This is a genomic window from Streptomyces sp. NPDC029526 (genome assembly GCF_040637405.1).
Lineage (GTDB): Bacteria > Actinomycetota > Actinomycetes > Streptomycetales > Streptomycetaceae > Streptomyces.
This window is the reverse complement of record NZ_JBEZWE010000003.1, coordinates 69,174-91,219: the sequence shown is the minus strand read 5'-3', so window position 1 is coordinate 91,219 and position 22,046 is coordinate 69,174. Positions and strand designations below refer to the sequence as shown.

General features: G+C 74.5%; 17 protein-coding genes and 1 pseudogene. 11 read left to right on the top strand and 7 right to left on the bottom strand.

The window, feature by feature from the left end; all coding sequences use genetic code 11:
• Positions 1–380: 380 nt before the first annotated feature.
• The 3 genes from AB0F01_RS11290 to AB0F01_RS11280 form a co-directional block, all read right to left on the bottom strand.
• On the bottom strand, positions 381–2,648 hold the full coding sequence (locus AB0F01_RS11290) for a molybdopterin oxidoreductase family protein (protein ID WP_362092802.1): 2,268 nt from the start codon (positions 2,646–2,648) through the stop codon (positions 381–383).
• A 394-nt stretch (positions 2,649–3,042) separates the two neighbouring features.
• Positions 3,043–3,678: a TetR/AcrR family transcriptional regulator gene (locus tag AB0F01_RS11285; RefSeq protein WP_362092800.1), complete on the bottom strand. Its 636-nt coding sequence runs from the start codon at positions 3,676–3,678 to the stop codon at positions 3,043–3,045.
• A gap of 115 nt (positions 3,679–3,793) precedes the next feature.
• A complete protein-coding gene (locus tag AB0F01_RS11280; RefSeq protein WP_362092797.1) occupies positions 3,794–4,363 on the bottom strand; it encodes a hypothetical protein in 570 nt (189 codons plus the stop codon).
• Positions 4,364–4,727: 364 nt separating this feature from the next.
• Between AB0F01_RS11280 and hmgA the strand changes: the two genes are divergently transcribed.
• From hmgA to AB0F01_RS11260, 4 genes and pseudogenes are all read left to right on the top strand, one after another.
• Entirely contained in the window at positions 4,728–6,077 is a 1,350-nt protein-coding gene (gene hmgA, locus AB0F01_RS11275; RefSeq protein ID WP_362092794.1) for a homogentisate 1,2-dioxygenase, read from the top strand.
• Between the two features lie 169 nt (positions 6,078–6,246).
• Positions 6,247–6,996, top strand: coding sequence for a GntR family transcriptional regulator (locus AB0F01_RS11270; protein WP_362092792.1), 750 nt, complete (start codon positions 6,247–6,249; stop codon positions 6,994–6,996).
• A gap of 25 nt (positions 6,997–7,021) precedes the next feature.
• Complete coding sequence (locus tag AB0F01_RS11265) at positions 7,022–8,206, top strand: type ISP restriction/modification enzyme (RefSeq protein WP_362092789.1); 1,185 nt, start codon at positions 7,022–7,024, stop codon at positions 8,204–8,206.
• Positions 8,207–8,298: 92 nt separating this feature from the next.
• A pseudogene (locus tag AB0F01_RS11260) lies at positions 8,299–8,641 on the top strand (ABC transporter permease); the annotation flags it as partial.
• Between the two features lie 181 nt (positions 8,642–8,822).
• On the opposite strand, the gene AB0F01_RS11255 reads toward AB0F01_RS11260, so the two are convergent.
• From AB0F01_RS11255 to AB0F01_RS11245, 3 genes are all read right to left on the bottom strand, one after another.
• Entirely contained in the window at positions 8,823–9,098 is a 276-nt protein-coding gene (locus tag AB0F01_RS11255; protein ID WP_164332602.1) for a hypothetical protein, read from the bottom strand.
• 126 nt (positions 9,099–9,224) lie between these two features.
• On the bottom strand, positions 9,225–10,043 hold the full coding sequence (locus AB0F01_RS11250; protein WP_362092786.1) for an anti-sigma factor: 819 nt from the start codon (positions 10,041–10,043) through the stop codon (positions 9,225–9,227).
• On the bottom strand, positions 10,040–10,582 hold the full coding sequence (locus AB0F01_RS11245) for a sigma-70 family RNA polymerase sigma factor (protein ID WP_192234710.1): 543 nt from the start codon (positions 10,580–10,582) through the stop codon (positions 10,040–10,042). Before AB0F01_RS11245 ends, AB0F01_RS11250 begins: the two co-directional genes overlap by 4 nt.
• A gap of 264 nt (positions 10,583–10,846) precedes the next feature.
• Between AB0F01_RS11245 and AB0F01_RS11240 the strand changes: the two genes are divergently transcribed.
• The 3 genes from AB0F01_RS11240 (at position 10,847) to AB0F01_RS11230 (ending at position 15,803) form a co-directional block, all read left to right on the top strand.
• A complete protein-coding gene (locus AB0F01_RS11240; protein ID WP_362092784.1) occupies positions 10,847–12,379 on the top strand; it encodes a DUF4331 domain-containing protein in 1,533 nt (510 codons plus the stop codon).
• Positions 12,380–12,510: 131 nt separating this feature from the next.
• The gene (locus AB0F01_RS11235; RefSeq protein WP_362092782.1) at positions 12,511–14,136 is read left to right on the top strand and encodes a tetratricopeptide repeat protein; all 1,626 of its coding nucleotides are present in this window, start codon (positions 12,511–12,513) and stop codon (positions 14,134–14,136) included.
• Positions 14,133–15,803 (top strand): nickel transporter, encoded by a 1,671-nt coding sequence (locus AB0F01_RS11230; RefSeq protein ID WP_362092779.1) that lies wholly within the window; start codon positions 14,133–14,135, stop codon positions 15,801–15,803. The genes AB0F01_RS11235 and AB0F01_RS11230 overlap by 4 nt, the downstream gene beginning before the upstream one ends.
• Before the next feature lie 407 nt (positions 15,804–16,210).
• Here the strand turns inward: AB0F01_RS11230 and AB0F01_RS11225 are convergent, their stop codons facing one another.
• Positions 16,211–17,017 (bottom strand): SGNH/GDSL hydrolase family protein, encoded by an 807-nt coding sequence (locus AB0F01_RS11225; RefSeq protein WP_362092777.1) that lies wholly within the window; start codon positions 17,015–17,017, stop codon positions 16,211–16,213.
• Positions 17,018–17,738: 721 nt separating this feature from the next.
• Between AB0F01_RS11225 and AB0F01_RS11220 the strand changes: the two genes are divergently transcribed.
• The 4 genes from AB0F01_RS11220 (at position 17,739) to AB0F01_RS11205 (ending at position 22,012) form a co-directional block, all read left to right on the top strand.
• The gene (locus tag AB0F01_RS11220; RefSeq protein WP_362092774.1) at positions 17,739–18,560 is read left to right on the top strand and encodes a glycosyltransferase family 2 protein; all 822 of its coding nucleotides are present in this window, start codon (positions 17,739–17,741) and stop codon (positions 18,558–18,560) included.
• Positions 18,557–19,582: a glycosyltransferase family 2 protein gene (locus tag AB0F01_RS11215; RefSeq protein WP_362092772.1), complete on the top strand. Its 1,026-nt coding sequence runs from the start codon at positions 18,557–18,559 to the stop codon at positions 19,580–19,582. Before AB0F01_RS11220 ends, AB0F01_RS11215 begins: the two co-directional genes overlap by 4 nt.
• Positions 19,579–20,430 (top strand): polysaccharide deacetylase family protein, encoded by an 852-nt coding sequence (locus AB0F01_RS11210; RefSeq protein WP_362092769.1) that lies wholly within the window; start codon positions 19,579–19,581, stop codon positions 20,428–20,430. Before AB0F01_RS11215 ends, AB0F01_RS11210 begins: the two co-directional genes overlap by 4 nt.
• Before the next feature lie 490 nt (positions 20,431–20,920).
• Positions 20,921–22,012, top strand: coding sequence for a DUF5925 domain-containing protein (locus AB0F01_RS11205; protein ID WP_362092766.1), 1,092 nt, complete (start codon positions 20,921–20,923; stop codon positions 22,010–22,012).
• Positions 22,013–22,046 lie beyond the last annotated feature (34 nt).

Genomic DNA, 22,046 nt, shown 5'->3' with positions numbered 1-22,046 from the left:
ACGAGACGTTAGGCGGTGCGAAAAAGCGTGAACAAGACGTCGGAGCGCGAGCAATAAGCGCAGAACTCCAGGTCAGGGCTTTGCTCAGGTCAGAGCCACCCGCAATCCGGTCAAAGCCCTATCCAGAGCCCTGCTCCATTCGAACCGGTGCGGTTCAGTCACGGCCGCACTGCGGTCACGACCGTACTGCGGTCACGGCCGTACTGCGGTCACGGCCGCATTGCGGTCACGGCCGTGCTCCTGGCGAGGCCGTGCTCAGGTGACGGCCTCGCCGGCCCGGCGGCCGGGTCCGGTCCCCGGTCGGTGTCGGGCGCGGACCGCACTCGCGGCGACGGGCGCGCCCTGTCCCGGCTCACGGCTCACGGTTCACGGCTCCCGGCTCACGTCGCAGCGCTGTGCGGGGCGTCCGGCCGGCCGGGCGCCTGGGCGGAGACCTCCACCGGGACACCGTTGAGGACGGCGTTGCCCGACAACGGGTCGAGGAGACTGCCGTCCAGGAGCTGGTTGACGTTGACGCCGGGGTCCGTGGCGGCGTGGCGCAGACGGGTGCCGGGGCGGTCGTGGCCCCAGCCGTGCGGCAGGCTGACCACGCCCCGGCGCACCTCGGTGGTGACCTCGGCAGGCGTGATCACCTCTCCCCCGGCACCCTTCACACGCACCGGCTCGCCGTCCCGGACCCCGAGGCGTCCGGCGTCCTCCGGGTGGATGTGCAGGGTGCAGCGGTTGGTGCCACCGGTGAGGGCGGGCACGTTGTGCATCCAGCTGTTGTTGGAACGCAGGTGCCGACGCCCGACGAGGACGAGTCCGGCAGGGCGTTCGGCGAGGGCGGCGCGGAGCCGGGGCAGGTCGTCGGTGATCGGCCCCGGGAGCAGTTCCACCTTGCCGCTCACGGTCTTCAGGGGCTGCGGCAGCCGGGGGCGCAGCGGCCCCAGGTCGATACCGTGGGGGTGGGCCAGCAGCCGCTCCAGGGTGAGGCCGTCCGGCCGCGCGCCGAAGCCTTCGCCGTAGGGTCCGAGGCGCAGCATCATGTCGAGGCGGCGTTCGGGGCCGTTGTCGCCGGTGAGCCGGGCGGCCAGCTCCTGCGGATCGCGGCCGTGCACCGGGGAGTTCGGGTCCCGTACCGCCTTGCCGAGAGTCTGGTCGACGACCAGGGCGTCCACGGCGGCCGGGTCGGCACCGTGCTGCCCGGTCGCCGCGAGGATCAGCCGGGCCATGATCTCGGTCTCGGCCATGCGGCCTGGCTGGAGCGGGACGGCGGGGCGGGTGTAGCGGACCTGGTGGCGTACGGCGAGGGTGTTGAAGGCGAAGTCGTGGTGGGGGCTCTGTGCGGGCGGCGGCGGTGGCAGGACGACGTGGGCGTGGCGGGAGGTCTCGTTGAGGTACGGGTCGACACTGACCATGAAGTCCAGGGATTCCAGCGCCTTGTCGAGCCGGTCGCCGTCGGGCGCGGACAGGACGGGGTTGGCGGCCACGGCGATCAGGGCGCGGACGGGCGTGCCCTCGTCCGTCGGGGTGTCGATCTCCTCGGCGAGGGCGGCCAGGGGCAGTTCGCCCTTGGCCTCGGGGTGACGGCTCACCCGGGAGTGCCACCGGCCGAGGGCGAAGCCGCGGCCCGGGCCGGCGGGACGAGGGGTCCGGTCGGTGGCGGCCTGGGGGAACAGGGCGCCGCCGGGCCGGTCGAGGTTGCCGGTGAGGGTGTTGAGCACGTCGACGAGCCAGCTGGCGAGGGTGCCGTGCGGGACGGTGCAGCTGCCGATGCGGGCGTAGACGGCGGCGGTGGGGGCGGCGGCGAGCTCCCGGGCCAGGGCGCGGACGGTGTCGGCGTCGACGTCGCAGGCCGGGGCGACCGTCTCGGGCGTGAAGTCGGCGAGGGCCGCGGCGAGTTCGTCGGCCCCTTGGACGTGCGGGGCGAGTCCGCCGAGGTCGGTCAGGCCCTCGTCCAGCAGGACGGTCACCATGGCGGCGAGCAGCATCGCGTCCGTCCCGGGCCGGACGGCCACGTGCCGGTCGGCGAGACGGGCGGTGCGGGTGCGGCGCGGATCGACGACCGTGAGCGTCCCGCCGCGGGCCCGGAGCGCCTTGAGGCGGCCGGGGAAGTCGGGGGCGGTGCACAGACTCCCGTTGGACTCCAGCGGGTTGGCGCCGATCAGCAGCAGGTGGTCGGTGCGGTCGAGGTCGGGCACCGGGATCGCCTGGGCGTCCCCGAAGAGCAGGCCGCTGGAGACATGCTTGGGCATCTGGTCGACGGTGGAGGCGGTGAACAGGCTACGGGTGCCCAGCCCGGCGAGGAGCAGCGGTGGGTACAGGGCGCCGGCCATGGTGTGCACGTTGGGGTTGCCGAGGACCACCCCGACGGCGTGCGGGCCGTGCCGCTCCACGACGGGCCGGAGGCCGGCGGCGACGGCGTCGAACGCCTCGTCCCAGGTGGCCTCGCGCAGGACGCCGTCGACCCGCACGAGCGGGGCGCGCAGCCGGTCGGGGTCGGAGTCGAGGGCCGGGAAGGCGGCGCCCTTGGGGCAGATGAACCCCTTGCTGAAGACGTCGTCCCGGTCCCCGCGGGCGCGGGTGACGCGACCGTCTTCGACGGTGAGGGTCAGGCCGCAGGTGGCCTCGCACAGGGGGCAGATGCGCAGGGCGGTGCGGGGCACGGGGCCTCCCGGGTACGGCGGCGGTGACGCTCGGACGGATTGAGCATACCGACCGGTACGCATGTCGGGGAGGGGGTGGACGGAAGCGACCGGGAAGCGCCCCCCTGGGCCGTCCAGAACCGAAACACGCGGCACCCCGGGGGCAACCCGGAACCACGAAGCACAGCGACCGGCGGGCAGCCCGAAACCGGAACGCACAGCGACCGGCGGGCAGCCTGAAGCCGGAACGCACAGCGACTCGCAGACGCCCCGGGACCAGAACGAGCCGCGCTCCAGGCAGCGCAGGAACCGGAACGGCACCGCGCCCCAAGCCGCGCAGGAACCGGAACGCGTAGGCGACGAGAAGCGGCGCACCCACGACGGCCCGGACCGGGACACTCACGCCTCCCGTGCCCTACGGCTGCTCGGCCCCCGGTGCGGGCGGGTCCAGGACACCCGCCAGGTACGCCCGCAGCATGCCCCGCAGTTCCTCGATGACCTTCGCGTCGCCGTCGGGCGCCATCCGGAAGGCCAGGTGGATCACGGTGTCGGCGGTCTCGACGGCGACCAGGAAGGTACGGCGCAGGTCCTCGTCGGGGGTGCGGCCCAGGTAGCCGGAGAGCAGATCGGTGAGGCGGTCGGCCACCCGCAGGTTGGGGCCGGTGCGAGGAGCACCGACGGGGATCTGGTTGCCGAAGTCGACGAGGGAGAAGCCGGGCGCGGTCCGCTTCATGTGCAGGTACTCGCCGATCACCGCGTCCAGGGCGTAACGCCAGCCCCGGTCGCCGGTCCCCCGCAGCCGGTCGGCGATCCGGTCCGTGAACCGTTCGAGGTTGCGCTGCGCCAGGGCGTCGGCCATCTGGCGCTTGTTGCCGAAGAACCGGTACACCGAGCCGATGGGCACCCCGGCGCGCTCGGCGACGGCCCGGGTGCTCAGGTCGTCGTAGCCGGCCTCGTCGAGGACTTCGGCGCAGGCGTCGAGTATGCGGGTCAGCCGTTCGGCACTGCGCCGCTGTACCGGCGCGCGGCGGAGCGTTCTCGGATGGGGCACGCCCTCATGATGCCTCGTCCGCACGTTCGGGTGAACCTCACCCTCCGCCGCTCCCCCGGCCCGTCGCTCCTCGCCTCTGCGACTGCCGCCGCCGGCCGAGCGCGGCGCGGCCGCGTCACCCGCCCCCACCGGCTCCTGCGTCCACCGGCGCGGCGGTCCGGGGGGCGGTCGCCGACGCGGAGGCCGACGCCTCCGGTTCCGACACGGTGACATCGGCGGTGCTCTCCACCGGCTCGCCGTCCACGGCCCACACCGAGCCGTCGTCGGCGTACAGCCGGGCGGTGACCCGGTGCGTGCCGCGGGGGACGGAGGCCGGGGACAGCCGGTGGCCGGGAGTGCGCAGCCGGGCGACGAGGCGGTCGTCGACGTAGAGGTGGGCGAGCCCGCGCCCGGGGACGGCGCGTCCGGTGGCGCCGTGCGGGGAGAAACGGAAGCCGCGCACCCGCAGGCGGACGGCCCAGCCGCCGTCGGCCTCGGAGGTCACCTCGACGCCCACGCGCGGCGCCGACTCCGCGTCGACCTCACGGTAGGGGCGCCCCTCGGGGTCCCGCGTGTCCAGCAGCCGGCCGGCCGAGGGGGGCGCCCCGGCCTGCCCCCGCGCGTCCGGGGAGCCGCAGCCGACGAGTCCGGCCGTCAGGGCCAGCGCGACGGCGAGCACGGTGATCGGGGTCCGCGTCGACGACATGCCGGGGAGCCTAGAACAGGGGTGCGACCGCCGGGATCCCCCTGGAGTCTGGTCCGCGTCCGTCCGGCGTCCTCCGCCAAGAGGAGGACACCGGACGGGGTGACGCCCGGGGCGGACGGGGTGACACCCGGGCAGACGGGGTGACACCCGGGGCGGACGGCGCGGACGGACGGCGTGGGGCGGACGGCGCGGACGGGCGGCGTTGACGGGCGCCGTTGGCGGACGGCGTGGGGCGGACGTCCTCGAGGTGCGCCGGACGGGGGACGCAGGCGGGACACGCGCCGGATTCACCCGGACCCCTTGCGCACCGGAAATCGCAATCCTACGGTGTTGCATAGGAATCGGACGCAAGGGAGCACCGGACATGACCGATGGGGGCACCGCCCGCGTGGGCACGGACCTGCGCGGGGGCGCGCGCAAGGCCGTGGAAGGACTGGAACACCTGACCGGCTTCGGCAACCAGCACAGCTCCGAGGCGGTCCCGGGCGCCCTCCCCGAGGGCCGGAACTCGCCGCAGCGCGCGCCGCTCGGGCTGTACGCGGAGCAGTTGAGCGGGTCCGCCTTCACGGAGCCGCGGGCCGTCAACCGCCGCTCCTGGCTGTACCGGATCCGCCCTTCGGCGGCCCACCCGGCCTTCACCCGCACGGGCAACGGCACGCTCCGCACGGCGCCCTTCAACCAGACGGTGCCGGACCCCAACCGGCTGCGCTGGGACCCGCTCCCGGAGCCCGCCGAGGGCACGGACTTCCTGGCGGGCCTGTGGACGCTGGGCGGCAACGGGGACGCCACGCAGCGCACGGGGATGGCCGTGCACCTCTACCACGCCACCGCCTCGATGGAGCGGGTGTTCAGCAACGCCGACGGCGAGCTGCTCGTCGTCCCGGAGCTCGGCGGGCTGCTGCTGCGCACCGAGTTCGGGCTGCTGCACGTGGAGCCGGGTCACATCGCGGTCGTCCCGCGGGGCGTGCGGTTCCGGGTGGAGCTGCTGGACGACACCGCCCGCGGCTACGTGTGCGAGAACTACGGTGCCCCCTTCGAGCTCCCCGAGCTGGGCCCGATCGGCGCCAACGGCCTCGCCAACCCTCGGGACTTCCGGGTGCCGGTCGCCGCGTACGAGGACGTGGAGGGGCCGGTGGAGGTGGTGAACAAGTTCTGCGGCAACCTGTGGTCGGCGACCTACGGCCACTCCCCGCTCGACGTCGTCGCCTGGCACGGCAACCATGTGCCGTACGCCTATGACCTGCGGCGCTTCAATGTGATGGGCACCATCTCCTACGACCACCCGGACCCGTCCATCTTCACCGTGCTGACCTCGCCGAGCGACACCCCGGGGCTGGCCGGGGTCGACTTCGTGGTGTTCGCGCCGCGCTGGCTGGTGGGCGAGGACACCTTCCGGCCGCCGTACTTCCACCGGAACGTGATGAGCGAGTACATGGGCCTGATCGAGGGCGCCTACGACGCGAAGGCGGAGGGCTTCGTGCCGGGCGGCGGTTCGCTGCACAACATGATGTCGGCGCACGGACCGGACCACGAGACGTTCGAGCGGGCGAGCGCGGCGGAGCTGCGGCCGCAGAAGATCGACGACGGTCTGGCCTTCATGTTCGAGACCCGCTGGCCGCTGTCGCTCACCCCGCACGCGGCACGCGCGGAACACCTCCAGGAGGGGTACGACGACGTGTGGCACTCCTTCGAACGGCACTTCCGCGTGCAGTGAGCCGGGCAGCCGCGTACGGCGGAGAGGCATCGCCCACGCCCCGGCCGAGCCGGATCGCCCGCGCCCGGCGAGGTCGGAAGGCCCGCGCACGACCGGGGCGCGGGGCGGAATGCCCGGCTCCGCCGTACGCGGATTGCACTGAGCGTTCCCGACCGATACGGATGACCCCGTGACTTCCTTCGCTCCGGATTCGATCGTCCTGAACCGCAAGTTGCCGCTCTGGTACCAGGTGTCGCAGTCGCTGCGCGCCTCGATCCTCGGCCGCTCGCCCCAGGACCCGCTGCGCCTGCCCACCGAGGAACAACTGGCCGGGCACTACGGCGTGAGCGTGCTGACCATGCGCCAGGCGCTGAAGGAGCTGGAGGACGAGGGGCTCATCAGCCGGCACCGCCGGCGCGGCACGTTCATCGAGCCCGGCGCCACCCGGGGCACTCCGGTGCGGCTGCTGGGCTCGGTGGACGCCATCGTGGCCCAGCAGTCCGGGATGACCACCGAACTGCTGGAGCACGGGCCCGCCCCGGTGCCGGCCGAACTCGCCGAGCACTTCCCGGACCTGACCGAGGCCGCGGCCTACCACCGGCTGCGCAGCGACGAGCAGACCGGGGAACCGACCAACCACGCCCGCAACTGGGTCCGTCCCGAACTCGCCGCCCGCATCGACCCGGAGGACCTGGTGCGCTGGCCGATGACGAAGGTCCTGCGGGACGTCGTGGGCGTCGGCATCAGCCGCATCACCGACACCGTGGAGGCGCGGCTCGCCGACCCCGAGACGGCCCGGCTGCTCCGGGTCCCGCTGCTCAGCCCGATCCTGCACTACACCGGCGTCACCCACGGCGCCGACGGGCGGCCCCTGGACGTGGCCGTGATCCACTACCGGGGGGACCGTTTCTCCTTCACCGTGACCCTCGACGCCCACTGATCCCGGCCCCCGCCCAGGCCGTACGATGCCCTGCGTGACGCACGACGACGCTCCGCCGCTGGCGGACCTCATGCCGTGGTCCGTCGCACCGCCGCGGCTCGGCCGGGGCTGGCCGGCGGGCCCCGACGCGGGGTCCCTGAAGGCCCGCTGGAACGCCCTGCTGGCCACGGAGGGGCCCGAGCGCGAGGCCCTGTTCCGGCCGACGCGCGCCCGTACGCCGCGCACGCCGGTCGCACAGCTGCCGGGGGGCGGCGGCGGCACCGAGCGGCTCGCCCGCGCCTCGGGACCGTGCCCGGAACCGGTGCGGGTGCTGGCCGCCCCGTTCGACGAGCAGTGGCTGATCCCGGACCACCGGCTGATCGACGCGGCCCGGCCCGAGCTGTGGCGGGTGGCGGACGAACGGCAGACGTTCGTCGTGGAGACGCCGGCCCCCACCGCTGCGCCGGGCCTTCCGCTGCTCGCCACCCCGCACGTCCCGCTGCTGCGTCCCGGCCGGATCCGGCCGCTGTACCGCAGGCCCCGGGGCTCCGAACCGAATCTGGCCCCCGGCCTGACCGCACACCTCGCCGCCCGCCTCGGCGGGGCGGTCGACGCCGTGGACGTGCTGGCCTGGATCCTCGCCGTGGCGCGGCCGGGGCCGAACGGGCCGGTGGTCCCGCTCACCGCCGACGCCGACGCGTGGGCGACCGGGGTGGCGACGGGCCGCCGGATGCTGTGGCTGATGCGGCGCGACGGCGAGCGGCCCAAGCTGCCGGGCGGGCGCCGCCCCTACGTCCGGGCCCCGCTGCCGGCCCGGCCGGTGACCCTGGAGTACGACCGTGACGAGGAGGCCCTGCTCCTCGGCGAGGGCCGGATCGCGCCGGTGCCGCCCGAGGCGTGGGACTTCGAGACGGGCGGGGAGCGGGTGCTGGAGCAGTGGTTCGCCGCGCGCACGGATGCCGGTGAGCCCGGCACCCTGGAGGCCGTCCGCCCGACGGCCTGGCCGCAGCGGTGGACCTCGGAGCTGCTGGAGCTGATCACGGTGCTGACCCTGCTCGCCGAACTCGGCCCCGCACGGGCCGCGTTGAACGACGCCCTCCTGTCCGCTCCGGTCGGCCGGTCCGCACTGCGCGCGGCGGGCGTCCTGCCGGTCCCGTCCGCCGCCCGCCGGCCCGCCTCGGTGCTGGACACCCACGAGGAGGGCCCGGAGGGCCAGCTGGCGCTGCTCTGACCCCACGTCACGGTCCCGCGGCGATCCCAGGTCGAGCGTCGAGCCGTCGAGCCGTCGAGCACCCCGGCCCGGCATCCGTCGCGCTGCCCCCGCTGTTCCGCTTCTCCTGTGTCGGTCGGCATGTATCCCGGACTGCTCACCCGCAACGAGGAGGCCGCCGGTCAGCTCGGCGGCGCGACCTTCCTGCTGCCGCTGCTCTCCAGCGCGTACATCCCCACCGAGGGGCTGCCGGGCGGGCTGCGCACGGTGGCGGAGTGGAATCCGGTCAGCGCGGTGGCGACGGCGCTGCGGGACCTGTTCGGCAACGCCCCTGTGCCCGCGGACGCCGCGTGGCCGGTGGCGCACCCCGTGGCCGGGTCACTGCTGTGGTGCGCGGTGCTGCTCGCCGTGTTCGTACCGCTCGCCGTGCGGCAGTACGGGCACGGCGAGCGGTGAAGTCCGGGCGGGACCTGGCGGGGCGGTCGGCGGGCCCCCGGCCGGCTGCCGGGTGGGGTCGGGGGCTCCTGGAGGGGACGTGCCCGCGCGTGGCGCACCGGGCGGGTGCGCCGCGCGCGCGTGGGGTGGCTTGCCGGGACGCTGCCGCGCCGGGGCGGCGGACCGCCCGGGCGCGCGGGGCCTAACGGCCGCCGAAGAGCGTGCGGCGCAGCCTGCGCAGCGGCGCGAAGAGCGAGACGCGGCTGGTGCGGGCCCGGACACCACGGGCACCGCGGTCGTGCGCGGGGTCACGCGCGGTGAGCTCACGCATCAGTGACGTCGCCTCGGCCGTCTCCCGCTGGGGGACCGCCGGTCCCGACAGCACCGCGAGATGGCGGTCGAGGCGCGAACTGGTCGCGCTGCTCCCGCAGGTGATCGCAGGGACCCTGGCCCTGCTGCGCACTGTTATCTGTTCCATGTCACTCCCCACCCGTACGAGTCCACCCGGCCCGGGCAGGGTAACCCTATCGCCCCGTACCGGCACACGTGTATCGCGCCCACGGGATTCACCTTCCCCGCAAGGGGGTTGACGAACACTCGGCGATTACTCTCCGAATCCGACCGTTTTCAGGGCGAGTTGGACGATGGGCTGCGCAGTGGGTTGCGGAGAGCCTCCGTCCGGTTCGACGGTTACGGCGAGTGACGTCGCGGAGGTCTCCAGATCGGAGGCGACCAGGGGCGTGTCGCCTTCGAAGAGGCCCAGCGAGCGCGGTGGTGCGCCGGGGCGCATGAGCCAGAGCTGACGCACACGTCCGTTCGGCGGGTCGTCGTAGCCGCCGAGGGTGACGACCGCGCTCGCCGTCGATGCGGAGGCGATCACTCCGATCGTGCGGCCGTCCGCGTCGCGTCCGCTGCCCACGCGGGCGTCCGGAGCCGACAGGACGTGGGCGATCTCACGTGACCGGTCGCGTTCCGCGGCCAGTTCGTCCTGGGTGCGGTTCGCCTGGACGGCGAACAGCGAGGCGACGACCAGTGCCGCCGCGGCGGTCGCCGTGGCGAACGGCACGAACAGCGGCACCAGGCGGCGTCCGCGGTCGCGCGGCGGGGGTCCGGCGCCCCACACGTGCGGCGGCAGTCGCGGCGCACGCGCGCGGGCCGCCTCCTGCGGCGGCAGGTCCTGCGGCGTGGTCCGTACGGCGGCCAGCACCCTCTCGCGCAGGGCGGCCGGCGGCGGGGCGGCGGTGGACCAGGCGAGGCGGACGGCGTCCTCGGCGAGGTCGCGCACCTCGGCCCGGCAGCGCCCGCAGGTGCGCAGGTGCCGTTCGAAGCGGACCCGTTCCGCGGGCTCCAGGGCGTCGAGCGCGTAGGGAGCGGCCAGCGAGTGCACGTCGCCGCGGCGCCCCAGCCGGTCGAACAGGCTCATACGGCGCCTCCCAGGCAGTCGCGCAGCCGGGTCAGACCGTCGCGCATACGGGTCTTGACCGTGCCCAGTGGCAGCGAGAGCCGCTCCGCCACCTCACGGTAGGTGTAGCCGTCGTAGTAGGCGAGGGTGACCGACTGCCGCTGGAGTGCGGTGAGCCGGTCCAGGCAGCGCCGCACCCACTCGCGTTCGAGGCCGGCCTCCACCTCCTCGGCGACCTGGTCGAAGGCGGGGCCGTTGCCGCGCCGGGCCTCCCGCTCCTCGCGTTCCCCCGCCGCGCGGGCGCTGCGCACCCGGTCGACGGCGCGGCGGTGGGCCAGGGTGAGGACCCAGGACAGCGCGCTGCCCCGGGCGGGGTCGAACCGCGCGGCGGACCGCCACAGTTCGAGCAGCACCTCCTGGGCCACCTCCTCGGACTGGGCGGGGTCGCGCACCACGCGCCGCACCAGTCCGAACACCGGCCCGGACACCAGCGCGTACAGGTCCTCGAATGCCTTCTGGTCGCCTCCCGCCACGCGCACCAGAAGCTCGTCCGCCTCCACCAGCCACCCCCCTCTCCCGGGCCCCCGCCGGGCCACCCCGCCGCACGAGGCATGCGCAGCGAGCGCGCCTCCGGAAGTGACTACGGATCACCGGGCCGAAAACGCGGGTCGGGCGGCGGGAAATCCTACGGCCGGTCCGGTCCGGTCAGGTCCGGCCCGGCGGCAGCGGCCCGGACAGGTCTCGTGGAATCCCGACCAATCCGCTCCGGTCGCCGCTCCGAATTCCGTTGCGTCAGAGGCAAGTCGGCACGGAGGACGGACGGCATGACACCCATTTCGAGCACCGCCGCGGGACGCAGGGGCCTCGCGACCCTGATCTGTGGCGCACTGGCCGCCGGCGGGCTCGCCGCCGCCGGAGCGACCGCCCTGGAACCGCGGCCGGCCGGCGCCTCCAGTCACCGCGAGGCCCCGCTGATCTCGGGCACCCCGCAGTACGACAACACGGACCTGTACGCCTTCGTCAGCCCCGACAAGCCGGACACCACCACGATCATCGCCAACTGGATCCCGTTCGAGGAACCGGCCGGCGGGCCGAACTTCTTCACGTTCGCCGAGGACGCCCAGTACGACATCCACATCGACAACAACGGGGACGCGCAGGGCGAACTGCTGTTCCGCTACACGTTCACCACCCACACGAAGAACGACAAGACGTTCCTCTACAACACCGGCCCGGTCACCAGCCTCGACGACCAGGATCTCAACATCACGCAGACCTACGACATCGAGTTGCTGAAGCTGAAGGACCAGCACGCCGTGTCCCGCACGAAGATCGCCGACGACGTGCCGGTCGCGCCGTCCAACGTCGGCAAGGCGTCCATGCCGGACTACGACGCCCTGCGCAAGGAGGCCGTGCACGAACTGGCGGGCGGGGCGACTACCTTCGCCGGCCAGGCCGACGACCCGTTCTTCCTCGACCTGCGCGTGTTCGACCTGCTGTACGGCGGGAACCTCTCCGAGGTCGGCAACGACACCCTCAAGGGCTACAACGTCAACTCCCTGGCGCTCCAGGTCCCTACCCACATGATCACCGAGTCGGCGGACCAGCCCGTCGTCGGCGTCTGGTCGACCACCCAGCGCAGGAACGCCGCCGGGGACTTCGTCCAGGTGTCCCGGCTGGGCAGCCCGCTGGTCAACGAGGTGGTCAACCCCCTGAAGGACAAGGACACCTTCAACGCGTCGGGACCGTGGGACGACGCGCAGTTCCTGAAGAACGTCACCGAACCCGAACTGCCCAAGCTGATCGAGGGGATCTACAAGATCGAGGCCCCCGCCGAGCCGCGTGACGACCTCGTCGACGTGTTCCTCAAGGGCGTGGAGGGGCTGAACCGGCCACCGCACGTGACCCCGTCGGAGATGCTGCGCCTCAACACGTCGATCGAACCCGCCGCGAAGCCCAAGCGGCTGGGCGTCCTGGACGGCGACAACGCCGGCTTCCCCAACGGGCTGCGGCTGACGGACGACGTCATCGACGCCTCGCTCCAGGTCGTCGAGGGCGAACTCGTCGGCGCCAAGAACGACCTGGGGGACGCGGTCGACGCCAACGACAAGGAGTTCGGCGACACCTTCCCCTACCTGGCGAACCCGACGGAGGGCTCGCGCGGCCCGCTGGCGAAGGGCGTGGACAGCGGCAACGACGTCCGCAACCAGCTCGGTGACGCCCTGCGCCCGGCGGGCGCCGCGGGTTCCGACGACACCACCCTGATCGCCGCCTCCGCGGGTGCGGGCGCCGGCGGCATCCTGCTGATCGGCGTGGCCCTGATGTGGTGGCGCCGGATGCGCGGCCGGGCGTACTGAGCCGCCCCGGGCGGCCGGGACCACTCCCCCGCCCCACCGACAGGCGCGGCCCGTCCTTTCCCTTCCCCTGCGGCACGGGCCGCGCCGCCGACTCCGGCACCCGAGCGGGTGACGCACGACCGAGGAGAGGCATGCCTCCGGCAACGAACGACAACACCCCGCACGATGCCGCAGGCCGGCCCGGCGGGAAGGGCGAGCACGACAGGGACGGCGGGTACGGCACGGACACGGGTACGGGTACGGGTACGGGTACGGGCCGTGGATCCGACGGCGACCGGGGGGCGCTCTCCGGCACGGGTGCGGATGCGGCGCCCGGGACGGACGGCGTACCCGGTGCCGACAGCGCGGACCGTGGCCGGGACGCCGCCCCCGCCACCCGCCGGATCGCGGCACCGCGGCGCTTCGCCTCCCCCGGGCGGCGGGCGCGGGGGGTGCGCGTGGCGTCCTGTGCCGTGCTGCTGGCGGTCGCCCTGACCGCCGGGGCCGTGGTCGTCGGGGGCGGGCCGGACGGGACGCGGGCCGGGGCGGACGCCGCTCCCGCGGCCGGGGCGCTCGCGCCCGGACTGCTCACCGGGGGCGACCTCGACGGGGGGATCCGTTCGCTCCGGGCTCATCTGCGGGCCCAGCCGCGGGACCACCGCTCGTGGGCCACCCTCGGCCTCGCCCAGGTCGAGCAGGCGCGGACCACGGGCGACCCCTCGCACTACCCGCGGGCCGAACGGGCCCTCACCCGCTCGCTCGCCCTCGCCCCCGGCAACGAACCGGCTCTGGCCGGACGCGCCGCGCTCGCCGCCGCCCGGCACGACTTCACGGGCGCCCTGCGGTACGCGGACCGGGCCCTGGAGCGGAACCCGTACAGCGAGCGGGCCCTGTGCTCCCGGGTCGACGCCCTGGTCGAGCTCGGCCGGTACGACGAGGCGGCCGAGGCCGCCACCACGGCGGACGCCCGGCGTCCGGGGGTGCCGGTCTTCACCCGGTACGCGTACGTCCACGAGCTGCGCGGCGACACCGCCACCGCCCGCAGGGTGCTGGAGCGGGCCCTGGCCGGCGCGGCGTCGCGGGCGGACGTGGCGTACGTGGCGACCGCGCTCGGCCAACTGGCCTGGAACCAGGGCGAGTACGACCGGGCCCTGCGTCACTTCGCCCGCGCCCTGGCCGCCGACGACACCCACCTGCCCGCGCTGGAGGGCCGGGCCAGGGCACTGGCGGCGAGCGGTGACCGCGCGGGTGCCATCCGCATCCTGGAGGCGGTCGTCGCGCGCTCCCCGCTGCCCGGACCGCTGGTCGCCCTCGGCGAGCTGTACGAGGTGCGCGGCGCCGACGGCGACCGGGCGCGGGCCCGGGAGCAGTACGCCCTGGTGGACGCCTGGACCGCGCTCGCGCGTGCGGGCGGCGTCCACGCCGGCCTGGACCCCGCGCCGGCCGCCGCCGACCACGGCGACGCCGGTGAGGCGCTGCGGTCGGCCCGCGCGGAGTGGGCGCGTCGGCACAGCGTGCACACCGCCGACGCCCTGGCCTGGGCCCTGTACCGGGCGGGCCGTGCCGAGGAGGCCCTGCCCCACGCCCGCCGGGCCACCGCCACCGGTTACCGCAACGCCGCTTTCCTGTACCACCGCGGCATGATCGAGCGAGCCGTCGGCGAGGACCGGGCCGCCCGCGCCTCCCTCACCGCCGCGCTGCGGCTGAACCCCGGGTTCTCCCCGCTCGGCGCGCGGGAAGCGAAGGCGGCGCTGAAGGACCTGGAGGCGGCGCGATGACCCCGGGCCGTTCCCTCGCCGCGGGCGTCGCCGTCCTGACCGCCGTCGGCGCGTTCGTCCTCGTCCCCGCCCCTGCGGCGAGCGCGCACCCGCTGGGCAACTTCACCGTCAACCGCTACGACGGACTGGTCGCCGCGCCGGGTGAACTGCGGGTGCGTCACGTCGAGGACCTCGCCGAGATCCCGGCCACGCAGGCCGGTCCCGACATCGAGCGGCGGGGCGGGCCGAACGCCTGGGCCCGGGACCGCTGCGCGGAGGCCGCGCGGGACAGCGAGGTCCGGGTCGACGGTCGCGCGGTGCCGCTCACCGTGGACGGCAGCCGCGTCCGGGTGCGGCCCGGGCAGGCGGGGCTGGACACCCTGCGCGTGGAGTGCCGGCTGACCGCCCCGCTGCCCGACGAGGGCGCCGTGCGCGTCGGTTTCCGCGCGGCGGGCGGCTCCGCGGGGCCCGGCTGGCGGGAGATCACCGCGCGCGGGGACCGTATGACGCTGGACGGCTCGGACGTGCCGCGCGCCTCCTCCTCACGCGAGCTGACCCGCTACCCCGAGGACCGGCTGGAGGCCCCGCCGGACGCCCGCACCGCCGAACTGCGGATCCGCCCGGGCGGTCCGGCGCTCGCCGAGCGGGAGGCGGACGCCCCGGCCGGCTCGGTCCTGCCGCGCGGTGCCGACCGGTGGACCCGGGCCCTGGACGACCTGGTGGCCCGGAACGACCTCACCGCCGGTTTCGCCGCCCTGGCCCTGCTGATCGCCGTCGTCCTGGGCTCCCTGCACGCACTCGCGCCGGGCCACGGCAAGACGCTGATGGCGGCGACGGCGGCGGCCCGCGGCGGCCGGGCCCGGCTGCGGGACGTACTGCCGATGGCGGCCTCGGTGACGGTCACCCACACGCTGGGGGTGGTGGTGCTGGGGCTGCTGGTCGCGGGCGGCTCGGCCGCCGCGCCCTCGGTGGTCGCCTGGCTGGGCGTGGCCAGCGGTGTCCTGGTCACCGTGGCGGGCGCGACCCTGCTGCGGCGCGCGCTGCGCCACCGCGACGGCCGGCCCCCGCACACGCACCACCACGCCCACCCCCTCCATGAGCACCCCCACGACCACGAGCACTCCCCCGGCGACGGCCCCCACTCGCACGCACACGACCCCGACCACCGAAGCCACAGCCACGGCCACGGCCACGGCCACCACCACGACCACGAACACGATCACGCTCTCGATCACGGCAAGGCTCCCGCCCACCCGGCCGACCCGCACGGCGCCCCCGGACCCTCGCACCCGCACGCCGTGGTGCACACCCACGGCGGGCGGACGCACACCCACCCGACGGCGCCGACGCTCCGCGGCTCGATCCTGCTCGGTTTCGCGGGTGGGCTGGTGCCCAGCCCGTCCGCGGTGGTGGTGCTGGTCGGGGCCGCCGCGCTCGGCCAGGCGTGGTTCGGGCTGCTGCTGGTCGTCGCCTACGGCGTCGGGCTGGCGCTCACGCTCACCGCGGCCGGGTACGCCGTGGTCAGGGCGGGCAGCGGCATGGCCCGGCTGCTGGACCGCCGGCCCCGCTGGACGGCCGGGCCGGTGGTGGGCCTGGTCCGCCGGAGCGCGCCGCTGGGCTCGGCCTTCGTCGTGGTCGTCGTGGGAGCCGGATTGGTGTTCAGGGGGGCGGCATCCGCCCTCGGCTGAGCTGCTTTCGTGTCCGCCGCCGGGAGGGGGCGCCCGCGTTCGCGGCGCCGTTCAGGTGGGGCGGTTGCCGGCGGAGGTGTCCTGCCGGTGGGTGGCCGAGGACGGTTCGGTGACCGAACCGGGCCGGCGGACGCTGTCGTTCCCGGAGGGCGGCGGTACCGAGCAGCGGGACACGGTGGTCGCGACGACGTACGCGGAGGCGGGGACGTGCGCGAGCCCGGTCGGGGTGCAGGGGCGGGAACCGGTGCGGGGGAACCGGTGCGCGGGAACCGGTGCGCGTGACGTCCCGTTCGGTGCCGTTCTCGGTGACGTGCGGGACGGAGACCCCGCCGGGCGGGGCCTCCCCTTCTCCTTCCGGTTCGGTGGCCGCTCCCTGGCGCGCGGACGGCGCGGAGGGCCTGCCGGGGTCAGACCGCGTTGTTGAGGACCGGCAGGTAACCGCCGGACTGTCCGGCCGCCTTCGGGTGGTAGGAGTTGCCGATGTTGAGCCAGTCGACGCTGTGCAGCCAGGAGTTGCCGGAGCAGATCTCGTGGCCGGCGAAGGTGGTGCGCACGTCGCCGAAGGTGAACCCGTGGGCGCCGGCGCGCTGGGCGAGCGCGGTGGCGAGGTGGTCGGCGGCGCCGTTGATCGCCTTCCGCTTGGTCTCGGAGAGGCCGATGCAGGTGGTGCCGAGCTGGTAGAAGCGGGGGTAGCCGAGCACCACGACGTGTGCGTTGGGGGCCCGGGTGCGGATGGCGGTGTAGACGCTGTCCAGCTTGCCGGGCAGCGTCGAGTCGACGTACGCCTTCGCGGTGGCGATCCGCGAGAGGCAGGAGCTGTCGGACTGGAGCACACAGGTCGTCATGACGTCGGCGAAGCCGGCGTCGTTGCCGCCGATGCTGATGGAGACCAGTGAGGTGGTGGCGCTGAGCGGGCCGAGCTGCCCGGACAGAACATCACCCGTTCGAGCGCCCGAGCAAGCCACGAAGTCGAAGGACGAGGGTGAGTTGGCGGCCTGCCAGAGGTACGGGTAGGCCTTCGTGCTGCGCTTGCAGTCGCCGCTGCCGGAGATGTAGCTGCCGGCTCCGACGCCGGAGGAGTAGGAGTCGCCGAGGGCCACGTAGCCCCCGTTCGCGGCCTGGGGGGACGCCTGTGCCGCAGCCGCACCGGTGAGGGCGGTGGCGAGGGCGAGGAGGAACGCGCTCAGAATGAGCACAAGTCGGGAACGTCTCATGGAACCTCCCTTTAGCAGGATCTCTGCCGCAACCTTCGTACCAACTACGCGTGTTGACCGGAAGTGTTCATGTCAAGATTGGGACGCTCTTTCCCGCATCTCCAGAATCTGCCGGACTTCTTCACGTCGCGTTCGAGCCCCAAGAGCGCCGGACCCGCCCTGCGCGCCGAACCGGGAGGGGTCAACCTGCCGCGCGCTCACATCCGTTCAATCCGGAACGAAATTCGGCCCGAAGGACTTACGGCCCTTGACGCTCCCAACGGGGTGCGCCACATTGAAGCCCGGCATCCGACACCTAGGGGGGCAAAGTCGGTCATGCAGACATCCGCATCAGGGCGGGATGTGTGCACACGGGCCAAACCGGTACCAAGGTGAGGCCGTGGTCCAGGTCTTGCCATTCGGCTTCAATCGCCAATACCGTCATACATCTCATCTCACCCGCACCGGTCCGTCAGTACGCGGCTTCAGGGGAGGGCTCAGGACCGCGACGCACCGGCGCGGGGCGCGGTAGGGGGGTGCCGTGCTCGGGAGCGCCAGCGTGACCGGGCCGTGCCGCGCGGTCGGCGGCGGTATGTCCGCAGTCGGCCGGTTCAACCAGCTCACCCGGCGTGCACGGAGCTCCGTTCCGTCGTGCCGTGTGTGAAAACCCCCCTTTCGAACCGGAAGTAGAGCCGGGCCGCCCGAGGGGCGGGCGGTCCACCGGACGAGAGGGACCAGACTCATGAGCTCCGTTCTGCCGCCGACGACCGCGGACCAGGATCCGCGGCCCGCCGGCACGTACCGGCCCGTCTCCTCGCACCTGGCGATCGCACCGCCGGTGAGCGTGGTGATCCCGGCCATGAACGAGGCGGAGAACCTGCCGTACGTCTTCAAGACGCTTCCCGACTGGATTCACGAAGTGGTCCTGGTCGACGGCAACTCCACCGACGACACCGTCGAGGTGGCGCGCGGGCTGTGGCCCGGCGTGAAGGTCGTGGCCCAGCGCGGCAAGGGCAAGGGCGACGCGCTGAACGCCGGGTTCCAGGCGTGCACCGGCGACATCATCGTGATGGTCGACGCGGACGGCTCGGCCGACGGCAACGAGATCGTGTCCTACGTGTCCGCGCTCGTCTCCGGCGCGGACTTCGCCAAGGGGTCGCGCTTCGCCAACGGCGGCGGCACCGACGACATGACGTTCGTCCGCAAACTGGGCAACCGTGTGCTGTGCGCCGTCGTCAACCGCAAGTTCGGCGCCCGGTACACCGACCTCTGCTACGGCTACAACGCGTTCTGGCGGCACTGCCTGGACCAGATCGACCTCGACTGCACCGGGTTCGAGGTCGAGACCCTGATGAACATCCGGGTCGTCAAGGCGGGCCTGAAGGTGCAGGAGATCCCCAGCCACGAGTACCTCCGCATCCACGGCACCAGCAACCTGAGAGCCGTGCGGGACGGGTTCCGGGTGCTCGGGGTGATCCTCGGCGAGCGGTCCAACCGGCGCGCCCTGCGCCGCCGCGCCCACCCCTCACCGGTGGCCGGTGCGGTGCGGAGGAAGGTGTCTTGAGCGGACCCGGCACCCCGGACGTCTCGGTCGTGATCTGCGCCTACACCGAGGACCGCTGGACGGACGTCCTCGCGGCCGTCGCCTCGGTGCGGGCGCAGTCACGGCCGGCCCGGGAGACCCTGCTGGTCGTGGACCACAACCAGGTCCTCCTGGACCGTCTGGAGAAGGAGTTCAAGGAGACCGGGGAGGTGCGGGTGCTCGCCAACGCGGGCCCCCGCGGCCTGTCCGCCGGCCGCAACACCGGCATCGCGGCGGCGCGCGGCGAGGTCGTCGCCTTCCTCGACGACGACGCCGTCGCCGAACGGGACTGGCTCCGGCACTTCGCCGAGGCGTACGCCGACCCGCGCGTGATGGCGGTCGGCGGGCGCACCGAACCCCTGTGGGCGTCCGGGCGTCGCCCGGCCTGGTTCCCGGAGGAGTTCGACTGGGTGGTGGGCTGCACGTACCGCGGCCTGCCGCCCGGGCGGGTCCGGGTGCGCAACGTCCTCGGCGGCAACGCCTCCTTCCGGCGCACCGCGTTCGACGCGGCGGGGGGCTTCGCCACCGGCATCGGACGGGACGGCGACCGGCTCCCCCTCGGCGGGGAGGAGACGGAGCTGTGCATCCGCCTGAGCCGGGCCCGCCCCGACGCCGTCCTGCTGATCGACGACCGGGCGGTGATCCACCACCGGGTGCCCGAGGTCCGGGAGACGTTCCGCTACTTCCGCACCCGCACCTACGCCGAAGGACTGTCGAAGGCCCTGGTGGCGCGCAGCGTCGGCGCCGCCAAGGGGCTGGAGTCGGAACGCCGTTACACCACGCGGGTGCTGCCGGCCGGCGTCGTGCGCGGCCTGCGGGACGCCCTGCTGGCCCGCCCCGGCGGCGCCGGACGCGCGGGCGCGATCGTCACGGGGGTCCTCACGGCGGCAGGCGGCTACCTGGTGGGCAGCCTGCGGGCCCGGCGCGACGGGGTCACCTTCTCGGTGGTCCCGGTCGGCACGGCACCGGTGGACGGGGCCGCACACCCAGGGGGGCAGCCGTGACCGACCTGCGCGTACCGATCCTGATGTACCACGCGGTCGCCACCGACCCGAGCCCCGGCACCCGGGCCCTGTCCGTCACCCCGGAGGCGTTCGCCGAGCAGATGGCGCTGATCGCCGAGCGGGGTCTCACCCCGGTCGGCACCGCCGACCTGGCCGCGCACTGGCGTGCGGGGCGCCCGCTGCCCCGCCGGCCGGTCCTGATCACCTTCGACGACGGCTACGAGGGGGTGCACCGGCACGCCCTGCCGGTGCTCGCGCGGCACGGCTTCCCCGCCACCCTGTTCGTCACCACCGGCTGGCTGCGCGGCCCGCACGAGACCGGGGAGGCACCGGACCGGATGCTGGACTGGGACCAGGTGCGGGAACTGGCCGACGCGGGCGTGGAGATCGGCGGACACACCCACAGCCATCCCCAGCTCGACCAGCTCGACGACCGGCGGCTGCGCACCGAGCTGATCCACAGCAAGGAGATCCTCTCCGACCGGCTCGGGCAGGTCCCGGTCTCCTTCGCCTACCCCTACGGCTACTCCAGCCGCCGGGTACGGCAGGCCGTGCGGGAGACGGGGTACGCGCAGGCGCTCGCCGTCGGCAACGGCCTCGCCCGGCGCGCCCAGGGCCCGTACGCCCTGCGCCGCGTCACGGTGCGCCGGTCGACGGACGCGGCCGAGTTCGTACGGCTGCTCGACGGCCGGGCCCTGGCCCGCGTCTTCGCCCGCGACCGCGCCCTGACCAAGGGCTACGCCGTGTTCCGGCGCGCCCGCCGCTGCGGACACCTGCTGACGGAGGCCCGGGCCCGCGCGGGAGAGACCCCGTGCCGGACCTGCTCGGCAGTCGCACGGGGCCGGTGACCGAACCGGCCGGGTGGCGTACGGACCGGGTGAGGCGCGCGTGCGGGGCGCGGGGGCCGGGTGAGGCGCGGGCCGGGGGGCGCGCGGAACGGGTGACGCGCGGCCCGGATAGGGCACGGTCCGCGTGCCGCACGGAGGAGAGGCGCGGGTCGCGTGGCGCACGGACCGGATGACGGAGAGCGGCCTCGCTTCCCGCCCCGCCGTCCGTCTCGCCGTCCGGCCCGACCCGTGTCCGGCACGAGCAGGACACGGACGGGACGAGGGCAGCGCCTGCCATGACGGCGGGGCGAGCGGCCGAGGCGGCGCGGGGAACAGCGGCGACGGCGGCTCGCGGCTCAGGCGGGGCGAGGCGGCTTGAGGCAGGGCGGCCGGCACGACGGGCGGACGGGCGAGGCGAGGCGGCACGAGGGGGGCGGCACAAGGCGGCACCAGGCGAGGCGGGGCTGGAAATCGGATGCGCCCCCGGCGCTGCGTGCCGGATCATGTCGGCATGCCTGCGCACCCGCACGACGCACCGCCGATCCAGCTCTCCGTCGACAGCGACTGCCCGACCGACGTCGTCAACGCGCTGTTCCTCGACCGTTTCAGCACCGGTGAGCAGCCCCATGCGCGCGGCGTCAGCATCGACCGCGTGCGCTCCGCCGCGACCCTGCTCCCGGCCGGCGCCCGCCTGCTGCGGGCCGTCCGCGAGGAGAACCGCGCCGCCACCCTGGCCGAGGGCGACGGCTGGACCCTGCTCGTCTCCCGGTGGAAGCGCGGCGCCGACGTCACCGTGACCGCGACCACCGACGAACTGGCCGCCAAGGTCCTGAACGAGGCGACCGACGGCGCGGCGGACGAGCAGGAGCCCCGGCCGGACAACGTCCCGATGGGCTTCTGGTACGCCTCCCCGACCCGCGGCCCGCACCGCACCACCCGGCAGATCACGGCCGGCAGCTGGGAGGAGGTCCGGCCCAACTACACCCGTCCGGTGGCGGACGCCATGGACCGCCTGATGAAGACCACCCCCGGGGACATCTCCGGCCGGCTCCTGCTGCTGCACGGCCCGCCGGGCACCGGCAAGACCTCCGCCCTGCGCACCCTGGCCCGGTCCTGGCAGGACTGGTGCCAGGTGGACTGCGTGCTGGACCCGGAGCGGCTCTTCGCCGACGTCGGGTACCTCATGGACATCGCCATCGGCGAGGAGGACGAGGACGGCAACGACCGCTGGCGGCTGCTGCTCCTGGAGGACTGCGACGAGCTGATCCGCGGCGAGGCCAAGCAGGCCGCCGGCCAGGCGCTGTCCCGGCTGCTGAACCTCACCGACGGCCTGCTCGGCCAGGGACGCAACGTCCTGGTCGCGGTGACCACCAACGAGGACCTGGAGCGCCTCCACCCGGCCGTCGTCCGCCCCGGACGCTGCCTGGCCCGGATCGAGGTGGGGCAGCTGACCCGGTCCGAGGCCGTGGAGTGGCTGGGCCGCGAGGAGGGCATCGGCCGCGAGGGCGCCACCCTGGCCGAACTGTACGCGCTGCGCCGCGGCACCTCCCCCGCCGCCCTGCCCGAACCGCGCGGGAACGCGGACGCCGGGCTGTACCTGTAGGCGCGGCCGAGGGGTCCGCGTCGCCGCCCGGTGG

Excerpts from the sequence above, each read along its gene's own strand:
- AB0F01_RS11280 (WP_362092797.1), bottom strand. The coding sequence starts at position 4,363 with ATGTCGTCGACGCGGACCCCGATCACCGTGCTCGCCGTCGCGCTGGCC.
- hmgA (WP_362092794.1), top strand. The coding sequence starts at position 4,728 with ATGACCGATGGGGGCACCGCCCGCGTGGGCACGGACCTGCGCGGGGGC.
- AB0F01_RS11265 (WP_362092789.1), top strand. The coding sequence starts at position 7,022 with ATGCCCTGCGTGACGCACGACGACGCTCCGCCGCTGGCGGACCTCATG.
- AB0F01_RS11255 (WP_164332602.1), bottom strand. The coding sequence starts at position 9,098 with ATGGAACAGATAACAGTGCGCAGCAGGGCCAGGGTCCCTGCGATCACC.
- AB0F01_RS11250 (WP_362092786.1), bottom strand. The coding sequence starts at position 10,043 with ATGAGCCTGTTCGACCGGCTGGGGCGCCGCGGCGACGTGCACTCGCTG.
- AB0F01_RS11240 (WP_362092784.1), top strand. The coding sequence starts at position 10,847 with ATGACACCCATTTCGAGCACCGCCGCGGGACGCAGGGGCCTCGCGACC.
- AB0F01_RS11235 (WP_362092782.1), top strand. The coding sequence starts at position 12,511 with ATGCCTCCGGCAACGAACGACAACACCCCGCACGATGCCGCAGGCCGG.
- AB0F01_RS11230 (WP_362092779.1), top strand. The coding sequence starts at position 14,133 with ATGACCCCGGGCCGTTCCCTCGCCGCGGGCGTCGCCGTCCTGACCGCC.
- AB0F01_RS11225 (WP_362092777.1), bottom strand. The coding sequence starts at position 17,017 with ATGAGACGTTCCCGACTTGTGCTCATTCTGAGCGCGTTCCTCCTCGCC.
- AB0F01_RS11220 (WP_362092774.1), top strand. The coding sequence starts at position 17,739 with ATGAGCTCCGTTCTGCCGCCGACGACCGCGGACCAGGATCCGCGGCCC.
- AB0F01_RS11205 (WP_362092766.1), top strand. The coding sequence starts at position 20,921 with ATGCCTGCGCACCCGCACGACGCACCGCCGATCCAGCTCTCCGTCGAC.